The organism is Nesterenkonia cremea, from assembly GCF_014642675.1.
GTDB lineage: Bacteria > Actinomycetota > Actinomycetes > Actinomycetales > Micrococcaceae > Nesterenkonia > Nesterenkonia cremea.
Genome location: NZ_BMIS01000011.1, coordinates 26,202 through 51,074, shown reverse-complemented (window position 1 = coordinate 51,074; position 24,873 = coordinate 26,202). Strand labels below are relative to the sequence as shown.

The 24,873-nt window shown below is 66.4% G+C and carries 23 protein-coding genes; 15 read left to right on the top strand and 8 right to left on the bottom strand.

Annotated features, from left to right (window positions below; translation table 11 throughout):
- Positions 1–2: 2 nt before the first annotated feature.
- Both IEW85_RS11365 and IEW85_RS11360 read left to right on the top strand, forming a co-directional pair.
- Positions 3–512 (top strand): TRAP transporter small permease, encoded by a 510-nt coding sequence (locus IEW85_RS11365; protein ID WP_188685770.1) that lies wholly within the window; start codon positions 3–5, stop codon positions 510–512.
- On the top strand, positions 509–1,798 hold the full coding sequence (locus IEW85_RS11360) for a TRAP transporter large permease (protein ID WP_188685768.1): 1,290 nt from the start codon (positions 509–511) through the stop codon (positions 1,796–1,798). The genes IEW85_RS11365 and IEW85_RS11360 overlap by 4 nt, the downstream gene beginning before the upstream one ends.
- A 38-nt stretch (positions 1,799–1,836) precedes the next feature.
- On the opposite strand, the gene IEW85_RS11355 is transcribed toward IEW85_RS11360, so the two are convergent.
- Positions 1,837–2,475: a TetR/AcrR family transcriptional regulator gene (locus IEW85_RS11355; RefSeq protein ID WP_188685766.1), complete on the bottom strand. Its 639-nt coding sequence runs from the start codon at positions 2,473–2,475 to the stop codon at positions 1,837–1,839.
- A 149-nt stretch (positions 2,476–2,624) separates the two neighbouring features.
- Between IEW85_RS11355 and IEW85_RS11350 the strand changes: the two genes are divergently transcribed.
- Genes IEW85_RS11350 through IEW85_RS11330 form a run of 5 tightly spaced genes read left to right on the top strand, consistent with a single transcriptional unit; the run spans position 2,625 to position 8,707 of the window.
- Entirely contained in the window at positions 2,625–4,253 is a 1,629-nt protein-coding gene (locus IEW85_RS11350) for a class I adenylate-forming enzyme family protein (protein ID WP_229658984.1), read from the top strand.
- A 29-nt stretch (positions 4,254–4,282) separates the two neighbouring features.
- Positions 4,283–5,032: an SDR family oxidoreductase gene (locus tag IEW85_RS11345; protein WP_308420885.1), complete on the top strand. Its 750-nt coding sequence runs from the start codon at positions 4,283–4,285 to the stop codon at positions 5,030–5,032.
- Positions 5,032–6,252, top strand: coding sequence for an acyl-CoA dehydrogenase family protein (locus tag IEW85_RS11340; protein WP_188685760.1), 1,221 nt, complete (start codon positions 5,032–5,034; stop codon positions 6,250–6,252). Before IEW85_RS11345 ends, IEW85_RS11340 begins: the two co-directional genes overlap by 1 nt.
- Positions 6,249–7,370 carry a phosphotransferase family protein gene (locus tag IEW85_RS11335; RefSeq protein WP_188685758.1) on the top strand — a complete coding sequence of 374 codons (1,122 nt, stop codon included), beginning with the start codon at positions 6,249–6,251 and terminating at the stop codon, positions 7,368–7,370. The genes IEW85_RS11340 and IEW85_RS11335 overlap by 4 nt, the downstream gene beginning before the upstream one ends.
- The gene (locus IEW85_RS11330; protein WP_188685756.1) at positions 7,367–8,707 is read left to right on the top strand and encodes an MFS transporter; all 1,341 of its coding nucleotides are present in this window, start codon (positions 7,367–7,369) and stop codon (positions 8,705–8,707) included. Before IEW85_RS11335 ends, IEW85_RS11330 begins: the two co-directional genes overlap by 4 nt.
- On the opposite strand, the gene IEW85_RS11325 is transcribed toward IEW85_RS11330, so the two are convergent.
- The 3 genes from IEW85_RS11325 to IEW85_RS11315 are packed head-to-tail and all read right to left on the bottom strand — an operon-like array spanning position 8,691 to position 10,965.
- Positions 8,691–9,311, bottom strand: coding sequence for a bifunctional 4-hydroxy-2-oxoglutarate aldolase/2-dehydro-3-deoxy-phosphogluconate aldolase (locus IEW85_RS11325; protein ID WP_188685754.1), 621 nt, complete (start codon positions 9,309–9,311; stop codon positions 8,691–8,693). The genes IEW85_RS11330 and IEW85_RS11325 overlap by 17 nt on opposite strands.
- Entirely contained in the window at positions 9,308–10,315 is a 1,008-nt protein-coding gene (locus IEW85_RS11320; RefSeq protein ID WP_188685752.1) for a sugar kinase, read from the bottom strand. Before IEW85_RS11320 ends, IEW85_RS11325 begins: the two co-directional genes overlap by 4 nt.
- Positions 10,312–10,965, bottom strand: a complete 654-nt coding sequence (locus IEW85_RS11315; RefSeq protein WP_188685751.1) for a helix-turn-helix transcriptional regulator — start codon at positions 10,963–10,965, stop codon at positions 10,312–10,314. Before IEW85_RS11315 ends, IEW85_RS11320 begins: the two co-directional genes overlap by 4 nt.
- Positions 10,966–11,159: 194 nt before the next feature.
- Here IEW85_RS11315 and IEW85_RS11310 point away from each other — a divergent pair, with 194 nt between their 5' ends.
- The 4 genes from IEW85_RS11310 (at position 11,160) to IEW85_RS11295 (ending at position 16,083) form a co-directional block, all read left to right on the top strand.
- Positions 11,160–12,815, top strand: a complete 1,656-nt coding sequence (locus tag IEW85_RS11310; RefSeq protein WP_188685749.1) for an N-acyl-D-amino-acid deacylase family protein — start codon at positions 11,160–11,162, stop codon at positions 12,813–12,815.
- A 42-nt stretch (positions 12,816–12,857) separates the two neighbouring features.
- Positions 12,858–14,099 carry an alanine racemase gene (locus tag IEW85_RS11305; protein WP_229658983.1) on the top strand — a complete coding sequence of 414 codons (1,242 nt, stop codon included), beginning with the start codon at positions 12,858–12,860 and terminating at the stop codon, positions 14,097–14,099.
- A 76-nt stretch (positions 14,100–14,175) separates the two neighbouring features.
- Entirely contained in the window at positions 14,176–14,565 is a 390-nt protein-coding gene (locus IEW85_RS11300; protein ID WP_188685745.1) for a RidA family protein, read from the top strand.
- Between the two features lie 6 nt (positions 14,566–14,571).
- Positions 14,572–16,083: a sodium:solute symporter family protein gene (locus tag IEW85_RS11295; protein ID WP_188685743.1), complete on the top strand. Its 1,512-nt coding sequence runs from the start codon at positions 14,572–14,574 to the stop codon at positions 16,081–16,083.
- Here IEW85_RS11295 and IEW85_RS11290 read toward each other — a convergent pair.
- Both IEW85_RS11290 and IEW85_RS11285 read right to left on the bottom strand, forming a co-directional pair.
- Entirely contained in the window at positions 16,073–16,900 is an 828-nt protein-coding gene (locus IEW85_RS11290) for a CGNR zinc finger domain-containing protein (RefSeq protein WP_188685741.1), read from the bottom strand. The genes IEW85_RS11295 and IEW85_RS11290 overlap by 11 nt on opposite strands.
- 289 nt (positions 16,901–17,189) lie before the next feature.
- Positions 17,190–17,699 carry an SRPBCC family protein gene (locus IEW85_RS11285; RefSeq protein WP_188685739.1) on the bottom strand — a complete coding sequence of 170 codons (510 nt, stop codon included), beginning with the start codon at positions 17,697–17,699 and terminating at the stop codon, positions 17,190–17,192.
- A gap of 86 nt (positions 17,700–17,785) precedes the next feature.
- Between IEW85_RS11285 and IEW85_RS11280 the strand changes: the two genes are divergently transcribed.
- Positions 17,786–18,973, top strand: coding sequence for a hypothetical protein (locus tag IEW85_RS11280; protein WP_229658982.1), 1,188 nt, complete (start codon positions 17,786–17,788; stop codon positions 18,971–18,973).
- Positions 18,970–20,553: a phytoene desaturase family protein gene (locus IEW85_RS11275; protein ID WP_188685735.1), complete on the top strand. Its 1,584-nt coding sequence runs from the start codon at positions 18,970–18,972 to the stop codon at positions 20,551–20,553. Before IEW85_RS11280 ends, IEW85_RS11275 begins: the two co-directional genes overlap by 4 nt.
- On the opposite strand, the gene IEW85_RS11270 is transcribed toward IEW85_RS11275, so the two are convergent.
- Entirely contained in the window at positions 20,554–21,318 is a 765-nt protein-coding gene (locus IEW85_RS11270; RefSeq protein WP_188685733.1) for a LysE/ArgO family amino acid transporter, read from the bottom strand.
- Positions 21,319–21,434: 116 nt separating this feature from the next.
- On the opposite strand from IEW85_RS11270, the gene IEW85_RS11265 reads away from it, so the two are divergent.
- Positions 21,435–22,328: an ArgP/LysG family DNA-binding transcriptional regulator gene (locus tag IEW85_RS11265; RefSeq protein ID WP_188685732.1), complete on the top strand. Its 894-nt coding sequence runs from the start codon at positions 21,435–21,437 to the stop codon at positions 22,326–22,328.
- A 123-nt stretch (positions 22,329–22,451) separates the two neighbouring features.
- Here the strand turns inward: IEW85_RS11265 and IEW85_RS11260 are convergent, their stop codons facing one another.
- A complete protein-coding gene (locus IEW85_RS11260; protein ID WP_188685731.1) occupies positions 22,452–23,543 on the bottom strand; it encodes an LLM class flavin-dependent oxidoreductase in 1,092 nt (363 codons plus the stop codon).
- Positions 23,544–23,676: 133 nt separating this feature from the next.
- Here IEW85_RS11260 and IEW85_RS11255 point away from each other — a divergent pair, with 133 nt between their 5' ends.
- Positions 23,677–24,870 (top strand): GtrA domain-containing protein, encoded by a 1,194-nt coding sequence (locus IEW85_RS11255; RefSeq protein ID WP_188685730.1) that lies wholly within the window; start codon positions 23,677–23,679, stop codon positions 24,868–24,870.
- Positions 24,871–24,873 lie beyond the last annotated feature (3 nt).

The following is a 24,873-nucleotide window of genomic DNA, read 5'->3' as shown; positions in this document are numbered from 1 at the left end:
AGATGTTCGACCGACTCTCCCGCGTGCTGGCCGGCGCCGTCGGTGCCCTCTTGGTGACGCTGACCATCCTGGTCACCTTCCAAGTGCTCGGGCGGTATGTTCCCTTTCTGCCGCGTCCCATGTGGACCGAGGAGGTATCCCGCTGGCTGCTGGCCTGGATGGTCTTCCTGGGTGCCGCCGCCGCGCTGCGGCGCAGCGACCACTTCGTCATCGATGTCATCCCTCGGAAGCTCGAGGCGCGGATCGGCCGGCTGCTGCAGATGCTGGTGGTCGTGGCCGTGATCGCGATCTCCGCATTCCTGCTCATCGGTGGGGCCGGTATGACCTATGGCGGCATGACACGCATCTCCACCGCCTCCGGTCTGCACCTGGCCTGGGCCTTCGCCGCCGTGCCCGTGGGTGGGCTGCTGATGATGCTCTTCAGCGCAGAGCTCGGCTGGAAGGTGCTGCGCAGGGGCGCGGACGAGGCCCCCGATTCCCACTCGGCCGATGGACGGAGTGAGCTCTCATGATGGATCCCGGACTCGTCGCACTGGTCGTGCTGGCGCTCTTCCTGGTGCTGCTCCTGCTGCGGGTGCCGATCGCCTTCGCTCTTCTGCTGGCCTGCCTGCCGTTCTTCCTGATCGACCCTCGGATGGACGAAGGTCTGCTCGCCCAGCAGGTCTACGCCGGCATCGACTCCTTCGTCCTGCTGGCCGTGCCGTTCTTCATCCTCGCCGCGGCGATCATGAACGCCTCCCAGGTGACGGAACGGCTGATCGTCCTGGCCCAAGCCCTGATCGGCTGGATCAGGGGCGGCCTGGGCATCACGAACGTGGCCACCTCCATGGGGTTCGGCGGTGTCTCCGGATCTTCGAACGCCGACGTCGCCGGACTGGGCTCGGTCCTGATTCCGCAGATGGCCCGCCGCGGCTATCCGGTGACCTATGCAGTGGGTGTCACCGCTGCGTCTTCGGTGATCGGCTCCACGATCCCGCCGAGCATCCAGATGGTCGTGTGGGGCTCGCTGACCGGGACCTCCATCGGTGCGCTGTTCCTGGCGGGTGCGGTCCCGGGGCTGCTCATCGGTGCAGGCATGATGGTCGTGGCCTATGTGATCGCCCGTCGCAACGACTTCCCTCGCGAGCAGCGCCCACCGCTGCGCGATGTCATGGTCGCCCTGCGCGACTCTCTGCTGGCCCTGGCCATCATCGTCATCGTGTTGGGCGGGATCCTGGGTGGTTTCGTCACCGCCACTGAGGCCGCCGTCATCGCCGTGCTCTATGCGCTCTTCCTGGGGCTTGTGGTCTACCGGACCCTGTCGCTGCGGGATCTGCCGAAGATCTTCCGGGACAGTGCGCTCTTCTCGGTGCTGCCGCTCTTCGCCCTCGCTGCGGCTGGTGCGCTGGCCTATCTGATCGCCTATTACCGCATCCCGGAAGTGATCCAGGGAGCCGTCGAGGGTGTTCCGGCCTGGGCCATGCTGTGGGTGGTCGCGGCGGTCTTCCTGATCCTGGGAATCTTCCTGGACGCCCTGCCCGCCATGGCGATCATGGTGCCTGTCCTCGCTCCTGCCGCCGACGCCGCCGGGCTGGACCCCGTGCACTACGGCGTGGTGGCCGTGATGTCACTGGCCATGGGCCTCATCACCCCGCCCTATGGCCTCTGCCTGCTGCTGGCCGCCAAGATCGGCGAGGTGCCCGTGCTGCGCGCCGTCCCTGCGACCGTGCCCTTCGGCCTGGTGATCCTCGGGGTGATCGCGCTGGTCATCCTGGTCCCATCCATCGCGCTCTGGCTTCCCGGGCTCGTGGAGCCGTAGTCGGCGAGAGGATAGCCCGGGTCATCTCCGGAGACGGCTCAGCGGGACCTGTCGGCTCCGGCGGTGCTGCGGCAGATGTCCACGTAGATCTCGGCCAGCTCCTCCGGGGTGTTCGGGCCGTCCGGGCGGAACCAGCGTGAGACGCCCAGGCATGCCGCTGTGATCGCCCGGGCTGCATGGTGAGAGTGCGGTGCGGCGAAGGCCCCCTCCGCCTTTCCCTCGTCGACGAGCTGGTTCAGCAGCGCCTGCTGCTCGTTGCGCGCGGCGATGTGGCGCTCCTTCGCGTCCCCTCGAAGGCTGCGGATCTCCGTGAGCGTGACGAAGGCGATGGAAGAGAATCGGGCATGGAAGAGGACCATCACCCGGATCAGATCGTCGAATCGGTTCAGGGCGGTCGCGTCGGGACGCTCCACCACCGCATGTGAGGCCCGGAGAAGTGTGTCCATGGCGATCACGCACAGCGAGTCGAGGATCTCGTGCTTGGAGCTGTAGTGGTGATAGAGCCCAGGGACTGAGAGGCCGGCGGTCTGGGCGATCTGGCGTATGGATGTTCCATGGAACCCGTTTGCCGCAAAGCATTCCAAGGCCGCGGTGTGCACTTTGCCCAATGGCATCGATGTGGGGAGCAGCCCCTGCTCTGCCGCCTCCATCTGGTCCTCCTCGGCCTCCGTCTGCATGATCTTCGATCCTCCTTGCGGTGCTCTAAGCCTGACACACCTTTCGGTGGGAAACCCTTGCCACAGAAATGTGATGTGCCTTACATTCTACGTAACCGAGCGAGTGATCGGTCGGCATTGATGTCGAGCGGACCCGAGCAGGAGGGCCCATGATGACCACCACCCAGCATCGGTGGCAGGTGCTCTACCCCGAGCACGTGTCCTCCGAGCTCAGCGCCGCGGCTCGGACCCTCGACGCGGCATGGGACAGCCGTGTGGCGATGGATCCGCAACAGGCGGCGATCAGCCATGTCGGTCTTCGTCTCACCGCTGAAGAGTCGGACGTTCTGTCTGACGCGTTGGCTTCGGAGTTTCAGTCACGTGGAGTCGGTGAGGGCGATCGAGTCGGTATACGGCTGCAGAACATCCCACAGTTCCCGCTGACGATGCTCGCGCTCTGGAAGATCGGTGCGACCGCCCTCGTGCTCAACCCGATGTATCAGCAGAGGGAGCTCGAGCACATCCTCGCAGATGCCTCGCCTGCCGGAGTCCTCGCTCTGGAGGAGGACCTCCCTGCTGTCCGGGAGGCCTCTGATGCTGAGATCTGGACCATCGGCACCCATGAAGGGGATCTCTGCGACCCGGAGCATCCCCATCCCGCGGGCTCCGGATCCGAATTTGCGCAGATTCTCAGAGCTCGTCGTGGGGATCGACCGCGCCGCGCGGTGACTCGACCTGAGACCGCGGCGCTGCTCACCTATACCTCGGGAACCACGGGCCCGCCGAAAGGGGCGGTCGGCACGCATAGAAACCTGCTGGCTGTGGCTGAGGGAAACCAGCAGTGGTACGGGTTCCTGCCCGGCGACCTGGTGTTGGCAGTGGCCCCGCTGTTCCACATCACCGGTGCTGTGGCTGCGGCGACGGCTTCCCTGCTGGCTCCCGTGGAACTCGTCTTCATCGGCAGAGTCCGGGCAGATGCCATGCATCGGACCATCCGTGATCGGGGGATCCATCACATCCTGGGTTCGATCACGGTCTACAACGCGTTGCTGGACCTTCCGGAGGGGGACCACGACGTCGCAGACTTCAGCACACTTCGGACGGTCTACTCGGGTGGGGCCCCGGTCCCGCCGGCAACAGTGGATCGATTCGAAAAGCGGTTCGGCCACTACATCCACAACATCTATGGGATGACTGAGACGGCCTCCGCTGTGGTTGCGGTCCCTCTGGGAACCCGCGCGCCGATCCACGAAGCTTCGGGCACGCTGTCCATCGGGGTCCCGCTCCCTGGGCTTGAGGTGCGGGTGACGGATTTCGACGGTGCGCCGCTCCCCTTCGGGGAGCAGGGTGAGCTGGAGCTGCGCGGGCCTCAGGTGACCTCCGGCTACCTCAACAACCCGGAAGCCACGCAGCAGACGCTCGCCGATGGCTGGCTCCGCACGGGAGACATCGCCCTGATCGATGACGCCGGATGGATCTATCTGGTGGATCGGAAGAAGGACCAGATCAACGTCTCGGGCTACAAGGTCTGGCCTCGAGAGGTGGAAGACGTCCTCTATGAGCACCCTGCGGTGAAGGAGGCTGCGGTGGTGGGACAGCCCGACGATTACAGCGGGGAGCGCGTGGCGGCGTTCGTCTCCCTGCAGCAGGGCCGAGGTGCGGATCCCGAGGAGCTGAAGGCCCACGTCCGCAGCCGGGTCGCCTCCTATAAGTGCCCCAAGGAGGTCACCATCATCGATGACCTGCCGAAGACCGCCACGGGCAAGATTCAGCGACGCAAGCTCAGAAAGGGGCAGTGATGTCGGAAACAGGAAACAGTCAGCAGCCGTTGAGCGGCCAGGTCGCTCTGATCACCGGTGCCAGCCGCGGGATCGGTCTGGCCATCGCCCGGTCCCTCGCTGATCAGGGGGCAGATGTGGTGATCACTGCCCGTCAGCAGGAGGGCCTCGATGAGGCGCTGAGCTCTCTGCCTGATTCTGCAGTCGGGGTGGCGGGCAAGGCTGACTCAGCAGAACATCAGAACGAAGTGCTCGGCATCATTGCCGAGCGTTTCGGACGGCTGGACATGCTCATCAACAATGCCGGGATCAATCCGGTCTACGGGCCGTTGGAGGAACTCAGCATCGATGCCGGTCGCAAGATGTTCGACGTCAACGTACTGGCTGGACTCAGCTGGGTTCAGCAGGCTCTGGCCGCTGAGGCGCTGGATCTGCGCGGGCATCGCGGCCGCGTGGTCTTCCTCTCCTCAGTGACTTCGGAGATCCCTTCCGCGAACATCGGGTTCTATGGGATCACCAAGGCGGCGGTGTCGCATCTGACGCGCACGCTGGCGGTGGAGCTGGGGCCGGAGATCCGCGTCAATGCCGTGTCTCCGGCTGTGGTCAAGACGGACTTTGCGCGTGCTCTCTATGAGGGGCGTGAGGAGCAGGTGGCTGCGGATTACCCGCTCAGACGCCTGGGAACTCCAGAAGACGTGGGTCGAGCGGTGGCCTTCCTGGTGGGAGACGGAGCTGATTGGATCACCGGTCACGTGCTCACCACAGATGGCGGCTTGGTCACGGCAGGAGGGACAGCCTGATGGGAGCAGTCGAGACGCAGGTGCCCGAGACTCTGAGCCCATCGGCTCTCGACGAGCTGGTGGAGCGGGTCGAGCAGTTCATCCACGACGTGGTGGTCCCTCGTGAGCCGACTCCGGGGGAGTCACTGCCGGAGGCTGTGCGTGCAGAGCTTCAGGCGGCAGCGCGCTCGGCTGGGGTCTTCGCCCCCCATGTGCCGCAGAGATGGGGAGGACTGGGGCTGCCCATCTCCCAGTGGCCCCGAGTCTTCGAGGCGGCAGGTCGTTCACCGATCGGTCCCACCGCGCTGAACTGCATGGCTCCCGATGAGGGAAACATGCACATGCTCAGTGAGATCGCGACTGAGGAGCAGAAGCGGCGCTTTCTGGCTCCTCTGGCCTCAGGGGAGGTGAATTCCTGCTTCGGCATGTCTGAGCCGCATCCGGGTGCCGGCTCCGACCCCTCGCAGCTGAGGACCACGGCTGAACGCACCCAGGACGGGTGGGTGATCCGTGGGGAGAAGCGCTTCAGCTCCGGGGCCAATGTCGCGTCCTACATGATCGTGATGGCACGTACGCAGGAGGAGGGCGGCGGCGAGGCCGCGGCCACGATGTTCCTGGTCCCCATGGAGGCCGGGGGAATGAGCATCCCGAGGCAGATCCACACCGTGGATCGAGCCATCGGCGGAGGCCATCCTCATGTGCGCCTTGAGGAGGTGCAGGTCGGTGATGATGCCGTTCTGGGGGAGCCGCACGAAGGGTTCCGCTATGCCCAGGTCCGTCTGGGCCCAGCCCGCCTGACCCATTGCATGCGTTGGCTGGGGCTGGCCTCCCGAGCACAGGAGATCGCCCTGGACCGGGCCAACCGTAGGGAGATCTTCGGTGCGGCACTGGCAGATCAGGGAATCGCGCAGACGATGATCGCTGACAGTGAGATCGACCTCGAGACCTCCCGAGCGCTCATCCAGCGCACAGCAGATCTGTTGGTCACTGATCCCAAGGCGGGGTCAAAGCTCTCCTCGGTGGCCAAGGTGCACTGTTCGGAGGCGGTCTTCCGGGTGATCGATCGCGCCATCCAGCTCTGCGGAGGCGACGGTGTCTCTGATGACCTGCCCTTGGCGCAGTATCTGAACGAGGTCCGTCCCTTCCGGATCTATGACGGGTCCTCGGAGACGCACCGTTGGGCGATCGCCCGCCGGGCGGCGGCCAGGCAGCGCCGTCGGGCTGAGGAGGTGTCACGATGACTCGCAGTTCAGAGATCGTGGACACGGCAGCGCAGGCGGCAGAGATGAGCATGCCTCCGCTGTTCGTCGTCGAGGAGGTCCGCCGGTTCCTGGATGGGCACGCTCTGGGCCGGGGTGCACTTGAAGTCCGTCGCATCGGTGAAGGCCAGTCCAACGTCACGTTCCGTGTCCTGCGTGAAGGCGCTGACCTGGTGCTGCGTCGAGGGCCGCGGCCGCCGCTGCCCAAGTCGACCCATGACATGCTCCGAGAGGCCAGGGTGCAGCAGGCTCTGGCCACACAGGGGTTCCCCGTCCCCAGGATCCGGGCCGTCTGTGAGGACGAGGGCCTGCTCGGAGTCCCCTTCTACGTGATGGAGCATATCGAAGGCGACGTCATCACTGACGAACTGCCTTTGCGCTTCGTCGAGGCTGATGCGGACCGGCGTCGGCTCTCGTCCTCATTGGTGGAGACCCTGGTGCAGCTCCATGACATCGATGTCGGTGATCCGTCGGTGAGCGCGCTGGGCCGGCCCGAGGGCTACCTGGAGCGCCAGGTCAGGCGCTTCGCAGGCCTGTGGCCGGTCAACACACGCCGGGAGATCCCGCTCGTCGAGGAGCTGTCGCGGTGGCTCTGGGAGAACCTTCCCCCGACTCAGCGGCACGCCGTCATCCATGGGGACTACCGCATGGGCAATGTCATGTATGCGCCGTCGGAGACGCCCTCCGAGGCAGGGGAGGTCCTCGCAGTCCTCGATTGGGAGATGGCCACGTTGGGGGACCCGTTGGCCGATCTCGGGTATCTGACCGCCACCTACGCACAGCCGGGGGAGTCCAGCACCGTGCTGGAGCTGACCTCGGTCACACGCATGGAGGGCTTCCACAGCCGGGCGGAGTTGGTGGAGGCCTATGCGCAGAACTCGGATCTGCAGCTGGACGCGCTGCCCTGGTACCAGACCATGGCGCTGTGGAAGGCCGCGATCTTCTGCGAGGCGATGTACACCCGCTGGCTCAACGGCGAGCGTCCGGGAGACACCTTCGCAGAACAGCTTGAGGAGGGGGTGCCCCAGCTTCTGGAGCGCGCCCGTGAGCACTCCGCGCAGATGCCGCGGGGGCTGAAGATCAAGGAGACCCAGATATGACACAGGCCAGCTATGTCGCGCCCATGCCGCGCAAGCAGCAGCGGGCTCAGAGGAGATCTCTGGGAGCCAGCACTGCCGGGCAGGTGCTGGAGTGGTACGAGTGGAGCGCCTATGCGGTGTTCGCGCCGTTCATCGCCCAGGTGATGTTCAACCCGGACAATCCGGTGTCGGCGCTGCTGTCCACCTTGGCGGTCTTCGCGGTCGGTTTCATCGTGCGCCCACTTGGCGGCATCGTCTTCGGCCAGATCGCTGATCGTAAGGGGCGGAAGTTCGTCCTGATCACGACCATGATGAGCATGGCCATCGCTTCTGTGCTCATCGGACTGCTGCCCACCTACGAGACAGTGGGTGTGTGGGCCTCAGTGATGCTCCTCCTGCTGAGGGTGGTGCAGGGCTTCGCTCATGGAGGCGAGTCGGCTGCGGCCAACAGCTATGTCGCTGAGATCGCTCCGCCCCATCGGCGCGGCCAATGGGGAAGCGTCGTCTTCATCGCCATCTTCGGCGGTTCTGTGTTGGCCTACTCGGTCGGAGGCGTGATCACCTTCAATGCTGAGGATTCCTTCGTCCTGGAGTGGGGTTGGCGCATCCCGTTCTGGCTGGGTGCTGTGCTCGCCGTCGTCGCGCTCTATATGAGGCTGGGGATGGCTGAGTCTGCCACCTTCGAGGAGGTGACGCGGGACGAGATCACCGCCGATGAGGTCGCCGCGCAGACTGAGCCGGAGCCTGAAGTGGCTGCCGCGGTCGCGCGGAAGAGCCCGGTGAAGTCGATTCTGCTGATCATCGCGATGGTCTCGGGAGTGACCTGTGCGCACTACACCTGGACGTCCTATGTCTCGACCTACGCGATCGTGGAGCAGGGGATGGACGCCAACAGCGCCTATTGGGTCACGGTGGTGGCCCAGATCGTCGCTTTGGCGGCCTTGCCGCTGTGGGGGCGCTTCTCGGACCGGATCGGCCGAAAGCCGGTGCTGTACACCTTCGCCATCGCTATGGCGCTGGGCCAGTTCCCGCTCATGGGGCTGATCTCGGATCAGCCTTGGACGCTGTTGGTCGCCTCCATGGCGGCTCTGCTGATCGTCGGCGCTGCCGGTGCTCTGCTCTCCTGTGTGATGTCGGAGGTCTTCCCCACGGCTCAGCGGACACGAAACATCGGACTGGCCTACTCGCTGTCGGTGGCGGTGTTCGGCGGATTCGCCCCGTACCTCAACCAGCTGTTCAACAGCGTGGGCATGCAGTGGATGTCCAACGCCTACGTGGTGGTGCTCTGTGTGGTCACCCTGATCGCGGTGAAGCTGTTGCCGGAGACTCGTGGGGTCGATCTCAACGCGGTGCGTTGAGCAGCTCCTCGGCCATCAGACGCAGCTGCTCCGGGTCCTCGAGAGCGGACCCGACGGCGACGACGCGCACCCCGGCCTCGAGGAAGGTGCCGGCGTTGCGGGCGTTGAGGCCGCCGGTGGCGACGAACTTCACCTCGGGGAAGGGGCCCTTCATCAGGGGGAACCAGGCAGGGCCCAGCCAGTTGGCCGGGAAGGCCTTCAGCCAGGTGAGCCCCAGGGCGGCTGCCGCCTGGATCTCGGTGGGGGAGGAGACTCCCGGCAGGAAGGGGAGGGACTGCTCGTCGGCGGCGCGGATGACCGCTTCGTCGTAGCCGGGGGAGACCAGGTACTCAGCACCTGCTTCATGGGCGGCCGCGATCTGGTCGGCCCGCACGATGGTCCCTGCGCCGACGGAGCGTCCCCGCTCGCGTGCCAGGGCGGAGACCTCGCGCAGCGCCTCCTCGTCCTGCGGTGTCTGCAGGGGAAGCTCCACCGAGTCGATGCCGAGGTCCCATGCTGTGGTGGCCAGTTCCACCGACTTCTCCACGCCCATGCCGCGCAGTATGGCCATCACCGGGGCACCGCTGAATGCCTCGTCGAACCAGGTGTTGCTCACAGTGCTCATGGTGCTGCTCCTTCGGCAGTGGGATGGGTCTGAGCGGGCTCAGAGGGGGTGGGACGGGTCTGGGCGGGCTCGGAAGGAAGGTCGGCGGTGGTCTGCAGCGTCAGGGATGCACGACGATGTCCCGCGCGCAGGCGCTCGCCGGGCCCTGAACCGCGCAGCAGTTCATGCAGGTATCCGGCGGCGAAGGCGTCCCCGGCTCCCACGACTTCGACCACCTCAGTGGGAATCGCCGGTTCGAAGTGCTCCTGCTGCTCGGAGAGCTCGAAGGCGCCCACATCTCCGTCTTTGATCACAAGGTGCCTCACCTGTGGGAACAGGTCACGGACCTGTTCGGCCGTGCTGGTGCCCCAGAGCCCCTCGGCCTCGTCCATTCCGACCAGGACGATGTCAGCGCGGGCGGCGAAGCTCTTCAGCACGTCGGCGGCTGCTCCCGGGTGCCAGTTCGCTCCGGCGGCGTGTCTGTCCCAGAGCGCTGTCCGGTGGTTCACATCGAAGCTCACGGGAATGCCCGCTGCGGCCGCCCGCTCCATCAGCGTCTGCGTGAACCTGGCTGCGGATTCCGACAGGGCCACCGTGATCCCGGAGAGGTGCACCAGGCCGACGTCCTGGAGATCGAGCTCCTGAGCGTCAGCGGCTCCCATCGCCGAGGCCGCCGAACCAGCTCGGTAGTAGAGAACCCCGTGTCCGGGGTCCTTGAAGTAGACCCCGGTGGGGAGGTCGGCGTCGTAGCTGACTCCGGTGAGGTCGACGCCGCGGCTCCGGATGTGCTCTGCCACGCGGTGACCGAGCTGGTCGTCGCCGAGTCGGCTGAACCAGCGGCTCATGCGTCCCAGCTGTGCCAGATGGGCGGCGACGTTGGACTCGGCCCCGCCGGCCTCCACGTGGAACGTCTGCGCGTCCCGCAGCCGCTCCGAGGTGCTGGGGGTGACCAGGGCCATCGTCTCGCCGGCGCAGAGCACCGTGGTCCGCCGCGGGGTCTCTGCGTTCAGATGCTCTGCGCTCATGGATTCCTGATGGTGTCGAGATAGCTGTAGGCGGTGACCTTGGAGATGCCGAGGCGCTGCGCCACGCGGTCCACGGCACGCTTGATGTGGAAGGCGCCGCGCTCCTCCAGGATCCGCAGGACCTCGATCCGATCCTCCTTCACCATGACCGGCGGCGGCTTGCCGATCTCGCCGATCGCGGACTCCATCATGCCGTCGAGCACGGAGTCGATGTTCGGGCCCACGACCTCCTCCGGCCCTTCCTCATCGGCGGGCAGGAGCGAGCTGATGATGGAGCGGGCGTTCTCCAAGGCGGTGAGATCCACGTTGATGCACAGCGCTCCGATGACCGATCCGGCCTGATTGCGGTAATAGACCGACGAGCAGTGCAGCTCGCGGCCGTCCGGGGTGCGGCCCCGATAGCCGAAGGCATTGTGGTCGGCGGCTTCGTCCTTGATCAGTGCCAGGCCACGGTCCGTGGACGGTCCGCCCACTGTGCGACCGCTGATGTGCCCGTTCTCGATGGCGTAGATCGTCTGGTCCATCTCACGGCTGCTCAGGTCGTGGAGCACCACCTCGCAGTGCTCTCCGACGGCGACGGCCACGGCCTTCATCACCGGCGCCATCACGGCATGGAGACCTTCGATGCTTTCGAATCTGGGCGAGCTCACAGTCACATCGCTCAAGGGCGTCCCTCCCTCTGGGTCCTGGGATCTCTACGGTACCCCGATGCGAGCTGCGGTCCGCCGGAGTGTATGTAAAAGTTATATTAACCGTATAGACATTCAGTAAACCTCTCGCTAGTGTCGTTCATCAATGGTGCTCTGACGTGTTCGGCATCACATCCTAGGCGAGAGGAGACGGGATGATCACCGCAGACGCGGGACGGCAGAGCTTCGGCCGGGGGAGTGCATCCGGCCGGATGCTCCTGCGCGGCGCTGAGATCCTCGATGGCACGGGAGCCGCCGGATATTCCGCCGATATGCGCATCCGGGACGGTGGGATCGTCGAGATCGGGACCCGGCTCGCCCGGTCCGAGGGGGAGGCCTCGATCGACCTCGAGGGTCACCAGCTGCTGCCCACATTCATCGACGTCCACTCCCACGACGACGCCGCCCTCTTCCGCCCCCACGCAGTGGATCCCAAGCTCTCCCAAGGCGTCACCACCACAGTCGTCGGCAACTGCGGCCACGGCGTCGCTCCCTCCGTCGGCGGGGCCGGACTGCAGGAGTATTCGGTCCCTGTGCTCGGGCCTCTCCCGCCTCAGAGCTTTTCCCGCTTCACCGATTACCTGGACGCGTTGGATGTCATGCCGCTGGATATCGATGCCCTTGCTCTGGTGCCCCATGCGCCGCTGCGTGCACATGTCATCGGTCCCGAGGCCCGAGCCGCTGACTCCCGAGAGATCCAGCAGATGGCCGGTGCGCTGGATGAGGCGCTCAGAGCCGGTGCGGCAGGCCTGTCACTGGGTCTGATGTATGTCCCGGGCAGTGCGGCGGACGACGCTGAGCTCACCGCTCTGGCGCAGATCCTCGCCCGGCACGGAAAACTCCTCGTCGCTCATATCCGCAATGAGGGCGGTGGCCTTCAGGCGTCCGTGGACGAGCTCCTCGCTCTCGGTCGTCGGACAGGCTGCCCCGTCCACATCAGCCATCTGAAGGTGACCGGGCGTGCCAACTTCGGCACGATGCCTGTGATCATCGAGCGCCTCGACCTCGCTCGGGCCCAAGGAACAGACGTCACCGCGGATGTGTACCCCTACACCGCCGGCAGCACCACAGCTTCGACGCTGCTGCCCAGCTGGGTCACAGAGCGCGGCACCGATTCCCTGCTCGAGGTCCTCTCCACTTCTGACCTGCGGAGGCGTGCCCTCGAGGAGATGCGGCACCCCTGGAGCGGCCCGCTGGAGAACCAGTACTGCTCCGCAGGACCGGGATCCATCCTGCTGGCAGGCTTCGGACGCCCGGAGCACGCGCAGCTGGAGGGTCTCGTCCTGGCTGACATCGCGGCCGCACAGTCCCAGGAGCCCGCGGAATGCCTGGCGGATCTGCTGCTTGCAGAAGGCGGGGTCCTGACCATCGTCATCCACCAGTCCTGTCCGGAGGGGCTGCGCGAGGCGCTCTCCTGGCCCTTCACCTTCATCGGTTCCGACGGCCTGCCGCGAGAGGAGGGCTATGTCCACCCACGGCTCTTCGGGGCCTTCCCCAAGACGCTGAGCGAGTTTGCCCGAGCGGAGAAGCTGATGGCGCCTGAGGAGGCGGTCCGCCGCATGAGCACCGCACCGGTCGCACGGTTCGGAGCAGGTTCCTCCGGGCTCGTCGTCGGGGCCCCTGCCGACCTTCAGATCATCGACCCGACCGCCTATCGAGACTCAGCCGACTATCGCAGCCCTCGGCAGGAGACCGCCGGGCTGGATGCGGTCGTCATGCGCGGCGGCCGTGTCTGGCCAGCGCCTGAGATGGGCCGATCGGCCGGGGCCGGACGGCTGATCCGCGCTGCCCAGAGCGGCCGGACCCTGTGACCAGCTCCCGCTGAGCTGGAGAGACCTATGGAGGAGAACCTCATGTACGACATCAGAGACAAGGTGACCGCCGACCGAGCTGGCATCGATCCGCTCTCAAAATCCCATCTGGGCGAACACCTGCCCGGAGACACGGTGGAGATCCGAGAGCAGCTCCCGACGCCGATGCTCACCTGGGACACAGACAGTCTGGTCTCGAACATCACAGAGATGGCCCGCTGGGCGGCGGAGAAGCGGGTGCTGCTGGCGCCCCATGGAAAGACCACGATGACCCCGGATCTCTGGAAGGCGCAGCTGGCGACGGGTGCCGTGGGGATCACCGTGGCCAATGCGGCTCAGGCTCGCGTCGCCGCAGCCCACCAGGTGCCGCTGATCATCGTCGGCAACGAATTCCTCACGCCTCCGGGGCTGCGTTGGCTCCGTGACATCACCGCTGCCCCGGGTCCCGAGGTGATGTGCTGGGTCGACTCGCTCGAGGCGGTGGAGCTGATGGGTCAGGCGCTCGCAGGAACAGGGCGCCCGGTCCAGGTGTGTGTGGAGCTGGGCATCCCGGGGCGCCGAGCCGGCGTCCGGGACGATGCCCAGATCTCCCCGATCGTCCACGCCATCCGTGAGGCGGATGGTCTGTCCTTCGCCGGGTTCTCCGGCTTCGAGGGCGTCCTCCCCAAAGAGCGCGTCGACGAGGTCCGCAGCTTCCTCGAGCGGATGGGGGCCCTGCTGGAGCGCTTCGTGCAGGAGATCGAGACGGAGACTCCGGTGGTCACCGCCGGCGGTGGACTCTACTTCGACCTGGTCGCAGAGGTGCTCACGCCGGTGGCCCAGCGCTGTGGGGATGCCCGGGTGATCGTCCGCTCGGGGGCCTATCTGCTCCACGACCATCTCCACTATGAGCGGCTGACCCCGCGGGTCACCCGCGGCGACGGCCCGAGCCTGACGCCCGCAGCCATCTTGTGGACACGGGTGCTCTCCCGGCCGGAGGAGGATCTGGCCATCCTCGACGCCGGCAAGCGCGACTTCGCCTATGACATCACCCTGCCTCGCCCACTGCGCGTCCACCGGGCCGACGGCACTGTCGAGGAGCTGGCGAAGGCGGAGATCTTCGATTCCAACGACCAGCACGGATACCTGCGCTGCCACGGTGAGGGGCTGCAGGTCGGCGACCTCGTCGAGCTCGGACAGGCCCACCCCTGCACCATCGCCGACAAATGGCGCGACATCCTGCTGGTGACCCGCACCTCGCCGCATCAGCTGCGCTGGGACGCCGTGCTCCGCACCTGCTTCTGACCCGAGAAGACCTCGAACCCTGCATCTGCGCGCCTGTCGACCGGCAGGGGCGGGACCGACCACGAAAGGAAAGTCTATGACCAAGCAGCCCATCTTCACCCCCGAGGCCGGACGTCCCGGAGGCCCCTACGCCCACGCCGTGCGTGCCGGAGACTTCGTCTTCCTCTCCGGCGCAACACCGCACCGGCCCGACGGGACCCTGGTTGAGGGAGACTTCGAGGCTCAGGCCCGGGCCACCTTCGACAACCTCGCCCTGGTCGCCGCCTCAGCGGGCGCGAGCCTGGACGAGACGGTGCGTGTGGGGGTCTACCTGCGCGATCTCGGCGACTTCGCCGGCATGAACGAGCTCTTCTCCGAATATTTCGGCGAAGGCCAGGTCGCCCGCACCACGCTGCAGGCGGACCTGCCCGGATTCGCCATCGAAGTGGATGTGGTCCTCTGCTCCCCGTCCACCTCAGAGGGGTGATCAGCCATGGACATCTCCCCGCATCCGATCTATCTCGGAGTCTTCATCGGCTTCGTCATCCTGATGCTCGGCGTCGGGATCCTGATCGCCCGCAGGAATAAGACCGGTGAGGACTTTCTGCTGGCCGGGCGCAATCTGAGCACTCCGCTGCTGCTGGCCACCACCCTGGCCACTCTGGTGGGGACAGGGTCGAGCCTGGGCGCCGTGGGCTTCGGATATGAGAACGGATGGGCCGGCGCTCTCTACGGAATCGGCGGTGCCACAGGCGTGCTCCTGCTGATGCTGCTCTTCTCCGGAGTGCGCCGCTACGGCTTCATGACCTACTCCGAAGAGGTCAGCTTCTACTACGGGGCCTGCCGAAAGGTGAAGGGGCTGGTCGCGATCATCCTGCTGCTGGCCAGCATCGGCTGGCTCGGCGCCCACATCATGGGCGGGGCGATCTATCTGACCTACCTGACCGGCATCGATGTGGACCTGGCCAAGATCATCGTGGCCTTCGGCTTCGGAATCTACACGATCGTCGGGGGATATCTGGCCGTGGTCATCACAGACGCCATCCAGGGCACGCTGCTGTTCGTAGGCTTCACGGTCCTGGCCGTGCTGGCCGTGGTGACCCTGGGCGGATTCGAAGGTCTCAGCGCCGAGTCCGGGGAGGAAGCCATGAGCTTCCTCGGTTTCGAAGCGATGGGACCGCTGCAGGGCATCTCCTTTGCGGTGGTGATCGCCGTGGGCGTGCTGGCCACGCCCTCATTCCGGCAGCGGATCTACTCGGCCTCGAGCACCGCGGTGGTGCGGCACAGCTTCCTCTGGGTTGCGGGTCTGTTCGGCTTCTTCGCCGTGCTGCCCGCGATGGTGGGGATGGCCGCCTACAGCCTGAACCCGAACCTCGAGTCGCCGGATATGGCCTTCCCATATCTGGCCACTGAGGTCTTCCCGCTGGCACTGGGCGCCTTCCTCCTGGTGGCAGGTCTCTCGGCCACGATGTCCTCAGGGGATTCCGACGCCGTGACCGCGGTGACGATCCTGCTGCGCGACGTGGTCCATATGGTCACCGGCAGGATGCCGAAGAAGGAGAAGATGGTCCTCTACTCGAGGATCGGCCTCTTCGGCGTCCTCGGCCTCGCCCTGGCAGGGGCGCTGGTGGCTGACACCGTCATCGGCTACATCACCACGATGATCTCCACGATCCTCACCGGACTGTTTGTCGCCTCGGTGCTCGGACGATTCTGGAAGCGCTCCACCGCGTTGGGCGGCGTCGCCGCCATCGTGGCCGGATCCGCCACCTCGCTCACCGTGGAGGCAGTCTCCTCCTGGAGCGAGTTCTGGGGCAGCCCGGCCATCCCGTCGCTGTTGGCAGCCGCATCGGCCGGCGTCGTGGTCAGCCTGCTGACCCCGCCGACCACCGTCTCTGAGGAGGAGGCGCTCGCCCAGCTGGCTCAGGAGCGCGCGCAGATCGATGTGGGGACCACGGTCCAGGCGGGTCAGTCCTCGCCTGCAGCTCCTGATCCTACTTCTTAGACTTCTTCTTCCCCTTCTTCTTGGACTTCTTGTCCTTCTTATCGCGCTTCTCCATGAGATCATCGCGCATGCGGTCGCGGAACTCCTTGGCCGCCACCGAGGACACCGAGGTCGGCTCCTCCAGCTCGGCCGCCTTCTCGGCGGAGGAAGGCTTGCTGCGCGCCGGCTTCTCCTCAGCCGCAGCCTCGGACGTGGCAGCCTTCTTCGTGGAAGCACCGCCACCCTGCTTGCTGGCCTGGCGCAGTGCCGCCTGACGTGCCCGGTAGGCCCGGACGTGGGCGCGGTTGGCGCAGTTGCCGAAGTCGCAGAACAGCTTGGAGCGGTTGCGGGTCAGGTCCACGATCGCGGCGTCGCAGTCGGCGCCCTTGCAGGTGCGCATGCGGCCGGTCTCTCCCTGGACCACCAGGAACTGCAGGGCATGGGCGATGCTCGCCGTCATCACATCCGCGGGCCTGCCGCTCACCGGGATGGGCGCTGCACGGTAGCTGGACTCGGTTCCGCTGCCCTCAGCGGCCGGGACCACCCTGGTCCCCACGCCCTCGAGCAGGGAGTTCAGCTTCTCGGTGGGGGCCTGGCCCTCTTCTGCGGTCCAGATGCTCGCCACAGTGCGGCGCAGGTCCCGGACACGGTCGACCTCATCGCGGTCGGCGCCCGAGGAGGTCCATCCGAGGCCCTTGTCCCGTGCTGCCACGAACTTCCTCAGCGCCTCGATGCTGGTGAGATCATCGGGGCTCGGTTTGGCGCTGTGCTGTCCCTCAGCCGTATTCAACAGGTCTACGGCCGCGGCCAGGGCGCGATTGATCTCTGCGTCGAACATGCAGTCATCTCCTGACAGGAATAAAGGTGCGCCCCCGTCGGAACGGCAACGGTGGCGCTCTGGTGCAACGTGAGCAGAGCCGTCAGGTGTTCGGTGCGCGAAGCCTGCGGATCCTCCTCGTCACCTACAGTCTAGCGGGAGTTTCGGCACATTACCCGAAACTTTCTTCGGATATCTGCGCCGTTCACACTTGGGAGGTCATCATCTGAGGCACCGTAACATCTGGCACTCCACGACCACTGGGTCGGCCGGCGGTCCACCACCAGCGCTCCAGCAGGCAGTCACCCGCTCAGGAGAAACGGTCGTGGAGCTTCTGCAGAGACACCCGAATGCCCTTCGCGTTCGCCTCAGCGACCTTCACCGTGTTCAGGAAGCGGCGCACCAGCGGCTGCTGCCCGGAGGCGTCATAGCTCTCGGTGACCTCGGTCTGCTCCGTGCCCTCAGGTCCGGCCACGGGTGCGAACTCCCAGCGCCAGCGGTGCCCGGTGGGCTGACGCCACTCCACCACGCCGGGGGCCGCGGAGCCGGCATCGGGGCTCTGCGGGGGGTGTGACTCAGTCACCCGGACGGTGAGCGCATAGGGGAGGCCGAACTTCTTCATGTCTACACGGAAGCGGTCTCCGGTCTGAAGCTCGCGCGGGCCGATGGCCGAGGAGCGGACGGTGCCGGATCCGTCCAGCTCATGGTGGCGGTGGGGGTTCGCCCCGATCTCCCAGAGCTGCCGAGCCGGGGCGTCCACGGTGATCGTGTAGGCCACGATGTCGGCGCCCTTCTGAAGCCTCTGTGGTGTGTCTCCCATAGTGGGCAGTCTACGGAACGGCTCAGGGTTCGGTAACTTGGGTATCCACTGCATCGAGGCGAAGAGGGTGGTGAGCTTTCATGGTGATGATGCGCAGGCGCGGCCAGGCACGCCGTCTGGCAGCTCGTGTTGCCCTCGAAGAGGCGGGGCACCCCACTACGACGACGCCGGACCAGGTCCGGTCTCAGGCCCGGCTGCAGATCCTGATCGAGTCCCGGGCGATCTGGAGTGCGATCCTGGGCGGAATGATCGGCCTGGCGGTCGGCTTCGTGTTCTTCCCGGGCTCCCGTCCGGCGCTGGCCGGAGATGAGTCCATCCAGTTCTACTCCTCGGTCGTGGGCGGGGTGACGGCGGGGATCGCCTTTATGCTGGGCTATTCGCTCAACACCCGGATGGCGAACCTGTGGCTGGGTCAGCGCCCCAGGATTCGGCAGCTGTTGGACACAGTGGCCCTGCTGGTGGTCCACTCCTCCATCGCGGTCATGGTCTGCCTGGGTCTCTTCCGTGTGTTCCAGGAGGCGTTCGTGGGCCTGACGGTGGACTACATCGCCGGCTCCATCCTGCTGGGGATCGTGGGCGGGGGAGCGGCCTACTTCAGCTTCAACTCCGGTGCACGGATCAACGCCTTCTCACTGTCCACCCTGCTGGCGATCTTCATGGCCTCCGGCGTGCTGGTCTCCATGCTCTTCGCGGAGAATCCGTTCTGGTGGCATGTGATGTTCTCCGAACTGGGAACCGGCCAGGCCGGACTGACCAGCTTCTGGACCTTCAACACCACGCTGGTGGTCTCCGGAGTCATCATCACCACGCTGACCGCCTTCATCGCCCGGGATCTGGAGATCTGGGTGCAGCACCTCACCGAGCGCCACGGACGGCTCAAGCATTTCCGCCGGCCCCGCGTGCTGGCGGTGCGGGTGACGATGATCGGCATGGGAGCCTCTCTGGCCGGCGTCGGGATGGTGCCGGTGAATGTGCACAATGAGCTGCACACACTGGTCACCGCCGCCTTCGGGGTGTTCTTCCTGGTCCTGCTGATCGGGATGCCGTATTGGCTGCCCGGTTTCCCCCGCACCTTCTACCTGATGTGTCTGCTCTCGGCGGCGGCGCTGATCTTCGCCGGCTCGTTGTGGCGGCCCATCGGCTACTACAACCTGACCTCTCTGGAGCTGATCGCTGCGGGGATCCTGTTCTCATGGCTCATCGTGTTCATCCGTCACATCGCAGCGATGCTTGCTCAGTTCTCTGCGTCTTCTCAGGAGGTTGAGACCTCATGACAGTCCGCGCCGCCGTCGTCGGCTCCGGTCCCAACGGTCTGGTGGCCGCCTGTCTGCTCGCCCGAGCAGGCTGGGAGGTCACCGTCTACGAGCAGGCTGATGCGCCCGGAGGAGCGGTGCGCTCCGGTGAGCTGCTGACTGAGGGCGTGCTCAGCGACTACGGGGCCTCCGTGTTCACCTTCCACGAGAGCTCCCTGGCCTTCCGGGACCTGCCGCTGGAGGACTATGGGCTGGAGTGGGCGATGCCGGAGGTGGCCGCCGCCCAGGGGATCGACGGCGCCGGCTCCGGTCCGCCCCAGGAGCCGGTGCTGCTGCACCAGGACCTGGATCTCACCGCTGAGGCGCTGGGGGTCGACGGCGACCGCTGGCGTCAGATCTTCGAACCGCTGTTGGAGAACTGGACCGAGGTGGGCCGCGCTGCGCTGGCTCCTCCCACTCGACCCTTCTCCAACGGCGGCAGCTCCTCGCCGATGCGGAGGATCCGCGCATACCTGCAGCTGGGCGGACGGGGTGCGTGGCCGGCCACCGCGGTGAACCAGAGTTTCCGGGAGGACCGGACCAAGGCGTTCTTCGCCGGCCTGGCCGGTCATGCCATGATGCCGCTGAGCAATCCGCTCAGCGGCGCGTTCGGCGTGATCTTCGGTGCCACAGGGCATATGTCCGGATGGCCCTTCGCCCGGGGCGGCTCAGGGGAGGTCACGCGGGTGCTGGTGGAGGACTTGGAAGCTCATGGTGGAGAGCTGCGGACCGGGGTCGAGGTCACCGGCATCAGAGAGGCGGCGCTGACTGCCGGGCGCCGTGGTGTGCGGAAGGATATGAAGCCGCGCGGCTACCGCATCGAAGGCCGTGAGAGCGCCTCCCGGCCGGACCGGCGTCCTCGCAGCTCCGTCGAGGCGGCCGATGTGGTGCTGCTGGACCTCACGCCCCAGCAGGTGTTGGCCATGGAGGGGATGCAGCTGCCCGATCGCTACCGGCGGGCGATGCGCCGCTGGTACTACGGGCCCGCCATCGTGAAGGTCGACTATCTGGTGGATGGGCCGATCCCGTGGGCCCATGAGGGGATGCGGCGTGCCGGCACCGTGCATCTGGGCGGTTCGGCCGCACAGCTGGCCGGTGCGGAGTCCGCCGTGGCTCAGGGCGTGCTGCCGGGCAGGCCCTATGTGCTGCTCGCCCAGCCCTCAGTGGCCGATCCCAGCCGCACCGGGGACCATCGGCACGTGGCGTGGGCCTATGCCCATGTCCCGCACGGACTCTCCGCATCCGCCGCGCAGCGGGCGGCCAGCCTCATCGACGCGGAGATCGAGCACCAGGCCCCCGGCTTCCGCCGCGAGGTGCTCTCCCGGCGCGTGTGGACTCCGGAGGACCTGGAGTCCTGGAACCCGAACATCGTGGGCGGTGCGATCTCCGGGGGTGCGCCCACGCTGCGCCAGTTCGTCTCCCGGCCGGCCGCTCCGCTGGACCCGTACAGCACGGGGATGGAAGCGATCTATCTGTGCTCCTCATCCACGCCTCCCGGCGGCGGCGCCCACGGGATGGGCGGTTACAACGCGGCTCAGCGGGTGCTCAGGGAGTACGCCTGATCAGAAGCCGCCGACGGCGAGGAGGCCTGCCACAACCACCATGGTCACGCCCACGGAGATGTCGATGATGGTCCAGGTCCGTGGGCTGTTCAGGAAGCGGGAGAGCCCGGCCGCGCCCAGGCCCAGGGCGGCGAACCACATGGTGGAGGCCAGTATGGCGCCGATGCCGAAGAGCCAGCGTTCGTCGCCGAAGGTGTTGGCCATCGTTCCCAGGACTACCATCGTGTCCACCCAGGCGTGCGGGTTCAGCACGGAGACGGTCAGGCCGGTGGCCGCGATGGAGGTCACCGAGGAGACCTTGGTGACGCGCACGGCCGGCAGGGTGCCGGTGGCGGGGCCTCCGCCGGTGGAGGTGTCTGCCGGTGCGGCGGAGCCGGCGTCGGGGGCCTCCTGTGAGCTCATCTCCACATGGATGGTGCGCTGCGGGGCAGTGCTGGGCGAGTCCTGCTCCGCCTCAGACTTCTCGGTGAGGTTGAGGCTCTGCCGGCTGCCGAAGGCGCTGCGGAAGGAGCCCACGGCGAACCACAGCAGATATGCCACGCCCAGCCAGCGGATGACTTCCAGCAGCCAGGGTGCGCGGTCCAGCACGACGCCGACGCCGGCCACGCCCAGCGCGATCAGCAGGATGTCGCCCACCAGGCAGCAGGAGATGGCCAGCACCACGCGGTCGCGGCGCAGGCCTTGGCGGAGGAGCCACGCACTCTGCGGCCCGATGGCGATGATCAGGGCCAGGCAGGTCAGGAGTCCGGTGAGCAGAACGGTCATGCCGTCTATTCTTCGGGGCCCCTGGGATGAAGTCCATCGCATAATCCTTCAACATCTGAAGGATTGCTTCAGAGTGGTTATGATGGCGGAGGCAGCAGCTTTCGAAGGGGCGCGATATGAACACGGACAATCTGCGTGCCTTCGTGATGGCCGTGGACGAGGGCACCTTCGAATCCGCCGCGGCGCTGCTGCGCGTCTCCGGCTCAGCCTTCTCTCAGCGCATCAAAGCCCTGGAGAAGGAGGTCGGCCAGGTCCTGGTCACCCGCACGGTCCCGGTGCGCACCACTGCGGCCGGTGAGGATCTGCTGCGCACGGCCCGGCAGATGGTGCTGCTGGAGGATGAGGCCCGCCGCAGCTTGGGCTTCCGCGGCTCTTCGAAGAACTACACACCGACCATCACGCTCTCGGTGGCCGTCAACGCCGATTCCCTCTATTCCTGGTTCATCCGCGTCCTCCAGGAGGCCGCCACCTGGGACGACGTCGAGCTTCACCTCTACCCGGAGGACCAGGAGCACACCCACGAGCTGCTGCGGAGTGGAACTGTGGTGGCCGCCGTCGCGGAGCACCCGACGCCGGTCTCCGGCTGCCGCTCCCGGCTCCTGGGGACCATGCGTTATTGGCCGGTGGCCAGCGCGGAGCTGCTGGACCGGCATCGGGCTGATGACGGCTCGCCGAACTGGCAGGAGATCCCCGTGGTGGACTACTCCATCCGCGACTCGCTGCAGCGCACTGCCCTGCAGCGGGTGGGCGTGGACAGTCCGCGGGTCACCCATCTGATCCCGTCGGTGGAGGCCTATAACGCCGCCGTCGGATACGGGCTCGGCTGGGGCATGATCCCGGAGGGGATGATGCCCGCCGGCGTCATGGAAGGCACCCACCCGGACCTGCGGATCATCCGGGAGATCGGGGCGGAGGAATCCGCGCTGCACTGGCAGCACTGGACCACCACGACGCCGGCCCTGGACCGCCTCTCCGCGGCCGTGGAGCGCGCCGCCGCCCGTATGCGCTGAACCGCGGCGTCACGCGCCACCCTTCCAGTTGTTTGGGCGAAGACGTGCCGTCTCAGCGCCGAAAAGCCACTCAGAGTCACGTTCTTCGCCCAAACAACTGCCCGGGACCTCAGGCCCCGACCCTCAGGAATCGGAGAGCATGTCCAGCACCAGGGGTTTGACCTGGGTGCCGTAGAGCTCGATGGCCTCCATCATGTGCTCATGCGCCAAGGAGCCGTTGCCGTACTTCAGGCCGAACCGGGTGATCCCCAGGGACCTCTTGGTCTGGACGATCTTCCTGGCCACGGTCTCCGGCGAGCCCACGAACAGCGCACCTTGGGTGATCTCCTGCTGGAACTGCTCCCGGCTCGGGTAGCCGTTGCCCCAGCCCCGCTCCTGACCCAACTGGTGCATCGACGCCGCCCAGGACGGGTAGAACAGCTCTTCAGCCCGCTCATCGGTCTCAGCCACGAACCCATGGGAGTGGGAGGCCACACGGCGCTCACCCTCCACGCCGAACTCGGCCAGCGCGCGGTGGTACAGGTCCACCAGCGGGGAGAAGCGCTGCGGGGCGCCGCCGATGATCGCCAGCTCCAGACCCAGCCCGTGCCGGGCCGCGCGGACCACTGAGTTGGGGGTGCCGCCCACGGCCACCCAGGTGGGCAGGCCGGCGTCGTGGCCTGTGGTGGGGAAGATCTGTTGGTTCTTCAGCCCGGCGCGGGTGCTGCCGGACCAGGTCACCGGGCCCTCGGAGCGGAGCTTGGTGAACAGGTCCACCTTCTCCTCGAAGAGGGTCTCGTAGTCGGAGAGGTCGTAGCCGAACAACGGGTAGGACTCGATGAACGAACCGCGGCCCAGCGAGACCTCGGCGCGACCGCCGGTGAGCCCGTCGATGGTGGCGAAGCGCTGGTAGACCCGCACCGGGTCATCCGAGGAGAGGACGGTCACCGCGGAGATCAGCTTGATCCGCTCGGTGGCCGCACCCACAGCGGAGAGCACGACGTCGGGCGCGGAGATCGCATAGTCGGGCCGGTGATGTTCGCCGATGCCGATGACATCGACGCCGGAGGCATCGGCCAGCGTGGCCTCGGCCAGTACGTTGCGCAGCACCTCCGGCTGGGAGAGCTGGCGCTCACCGTCGGGGGTTGAGGTGACGTCGCCGAAGGTGTGCAGGCCGAACTCGAACTGCTCGGTGTGGCGCTCAGTGCTGATGGATGCGGGGTGCGAGGTGGTCATGGCGATCACAACCTCACAGACCCTCCAGCAATTCCTTCAAAACTGAAATAGTTTCCGACGCGGAGAACCCTTCAGTCAGCCTCAGGCATCATGCTTATGCTGGTGGGCAGCATCGAAGACGTGAGGGAGTGCCATGCAGGAACAGCACCAGAGTCAGGGCCAGCGGCGTGAGCAGGATGAACTGCTGGAGACTCGGCAGCGCGCCTCGCGGAGCCAGGGCACGGCGAATCAGGGGCAGCAGACGAGTGTCAGGGAGAGCGAGGATGTATCGAAGCGTAACGATGACGCCGAGAATCTGACCATCGTGATCTATTCGGATCCAGGCCGCACCTCGATGTGGGTGCGCCGCCTGCTCGAGGAGCGGGGCAAGGGGTGGAGCCGCGGCGCCGAGCTGACCCATAAGCAGGTGCTGGTTCCGCTGCGCGGAGACTCCACTGTGGATCTGGACGCTGTGCTGGGCTGGGCCCGCCAGGATGAGGCCGACATCTCCGTGATCCTCACGGAGGTTCCCCGCATGGCAGGCAGGAGGCCCAAGCGCACGGAGATGCACTTTCAGGAGGGTCTTGCCGTCATCTCCCTGCCCACGCTCGGACCTGTTCGGATCCGCGGATGTATGCGGCGTGAGCTGCGGCGTGCGGTGGATGCGCTGGTCTATGACTCGCTGGAGGAGGCCCGTCAGACAGGTCGCATCGCCAACCGCGTGGAGGAGCAGAACGGCGGAAGCGCCGCCTATTCCACCTCCGCGAAGCTCTTTCCCGGGCGCCTGTGGGTCACCCTGGGCATGGTGGCTTCGAATGAGCCTTTCTGGTCCATGCCTAAGCTCTCCGGAGTCTTCTCCGCCGCAGGGGCCACTGGTGCGTTCGGTGTCTTCTTCAGCACCATCTGGGAGATGGCCACCTTTCTGCCTTCCTGGCGGTTGGCGGTCGTCTCGATGATCGCGGTGTGCATGGTAGTGACCTGGCTGATCCTTGCGAATCGCCTGTGGGACCGTTCGAATACGAGTGGGGCCGGAGGGAAGAAGGAGGCGTTGATGTATAACGCCTCCACTGTGGCCAGCCTGCTGGTGAGCGTCTCTGTGCTCTACCTGCTGCTGTTCATGGGAATCCTGGTGATGGCTCTCCTGCTGATCGATCCCGGATTCATGACTCAGGAGATCGGCGAGGAGGCGGCCTTCGGCAACTATCTGGACATCGCCTGGCTCTCGGCGTCGATGGGAGTGGTCGCCGGCGCCATCGGGTCGAACTTCGATGACGACACTGACCTGAAGAACCTCACCCAGGGCTCCCGTGAGGCTCAGCGCTACCCGCGCGATGAGGAGCAGCGCTGAGCT

Excerpts from the sequence above, each read along its gene's own strand:
- IEW85_RS11320 (WP_188685752.1), bottom strand. The coding sequence starts at position 10,315 with ATGAGCGCAGAGCATCTGAACGCAGAGACCCCGCGGCGGACCACGGTG.
- IEW85_RS11295 (WP_188685743.1), top strand. The coding sequence starts at position 14,572 with ATGGACATCTCCCCGCATCCGATCTATCTCGGAGTCTTCATCGGCTTC.
- IEW85_RS11285 (WP_188685739.1), bottom strand. The coding sequence starts at position 17,699 with ATGGGAGACACACCACAGAGGCTTCAGAAGGGCGCCGACATCGTGGCC.
- IEW85_RS11360 (WP_188685768.1), top strand. The coding sequence starts at position 509 with ATGATGGATCCCGGACTCGTCGCACTGGTCGTGCTGGCGCTCTTCCTG.
- IEW85_RS11260 (WP_188685731.1), bottom strand. The coding sequence starts at position 23,543 with ATGACCACCTCGCACCCCGCATCCATCAGCACTGAGCGCCACACCGAG.
- IEW85_RS11305 (WP_229658983.1), top strand. The coding sequence starts at position 12,858 with ATGTACGACATCAGAGACAAGGTGACCGCCGACCGAGCTGGCATCGAT.
- IEW85_RS11330 (WP_188685756.1), top strand. The coding sequence starts at position 7,367 with ATGACACAGGCCAGCTATGTCGCGCCCATGCCGCGCAAGCAGCAGCGG.
- IEW85_RS11340 (WP_188685760.1), top strand. The coding sequence starts at position 5,032 with ATGGGAGCAGTCGAGACGCAGGTGCCCGAGACTCTGAGCCCATCGGCT.
- IEW85_RS11310 (WP_188685749.1), top strand. The coding sequence starts at position 11,160 with ATGATCACCGCAGACGCGGGACGGCAGAGCTTCGGCCGGGGGAGTGCA.
- IEW85_RS11365 (WP_188685770.1), top strand. The coding sequence starts at position 3 with ATGTTCGACCGACTCTCCCGCGTGCTGGCCGGCGCCGTCGGTGCCCTC.
- IEW85_RS11275 (WP_188685735.1), top strand. The coding sequence starts at position 18,970 with ATGACAGTCCGCGCCGCCGTCGTCGGCTCCGGTCCCAACGGTCTGGTG.
- IEW85_RS11270 (WP_188685733.1), bottom strand. The coding sequence starts at position 21,318 with ATGACCGTTCTGCTCACCGGACTCCTGACCTGCCTGGCCCTGATCATC.
- IEW85_RS11355 (WP_188685766.1), bottom strand. The coding sequence starts at position 2,475 with ATGCAGACGGAGGCCGAGGAGGACCAGATGGAGGCGGCAGAGCAGGGG.
- IEW85_RS11300 (WP_188685745.1), top strand. The coding sequence starts at position 14,176 with ATGACCAAGCAGCCCATCTTCACCCCCGAGGCCGGACGTCCCGGAGGC.
- IEW85_RS11325 (WP_188685754.1), bottom strand. The coding sequence starts at position 9,311 with ATGAGCACTGTGAGCAACACCTGGTTCGACGAGGCATTCAGCGGTGCC.
- IEW85_RS11265 (WP_188685732.1), top strand. The coding sequence starts at position 21,435 with ATGAACACGGACAATCTGCGTGCCTTCGTGATGGCCGTGGACGAGGGC.
- IEW85_RS11350 (WP_229658984.1), top strand. The coding sequence starts at position 2,625 with ATGATGACCACCACCCAGCATCGGTGGCAGGTGCTCTACCCCGAGCAC.
- IEW85_RS11280 (WP_229658982.1), top strand. The coding sequence starts at position 17,786 with ATGATGCGCAGGCGCGGCCAGGCACGCCGTCTGGCAGCTCGTGTTGCC.
- IEW85_RS11290 (WP_188685741.1), bottom strand. The coding sequence starts at position 16,900 with ATGTTCGACGCAGAGATCAATCGCGCCCTGGCCGCGGCCGTAGACCTG.
- IEW85_RS11335 (WP_188685758.1), top strand. The coding sequence starts at position 6,249 with ATGACTCGCAGTTCAGAGATCGTGGACACGGCAGCGCAGGCGGCAGAG.
- IEW85_RS11255 (WP_188685730.1), top strand. The coding sequence starts at position 23,677 with ATGCAGGAACAGCACCAGAGTCAGGGCCAGCGGCGTGAGCAGGATGAA.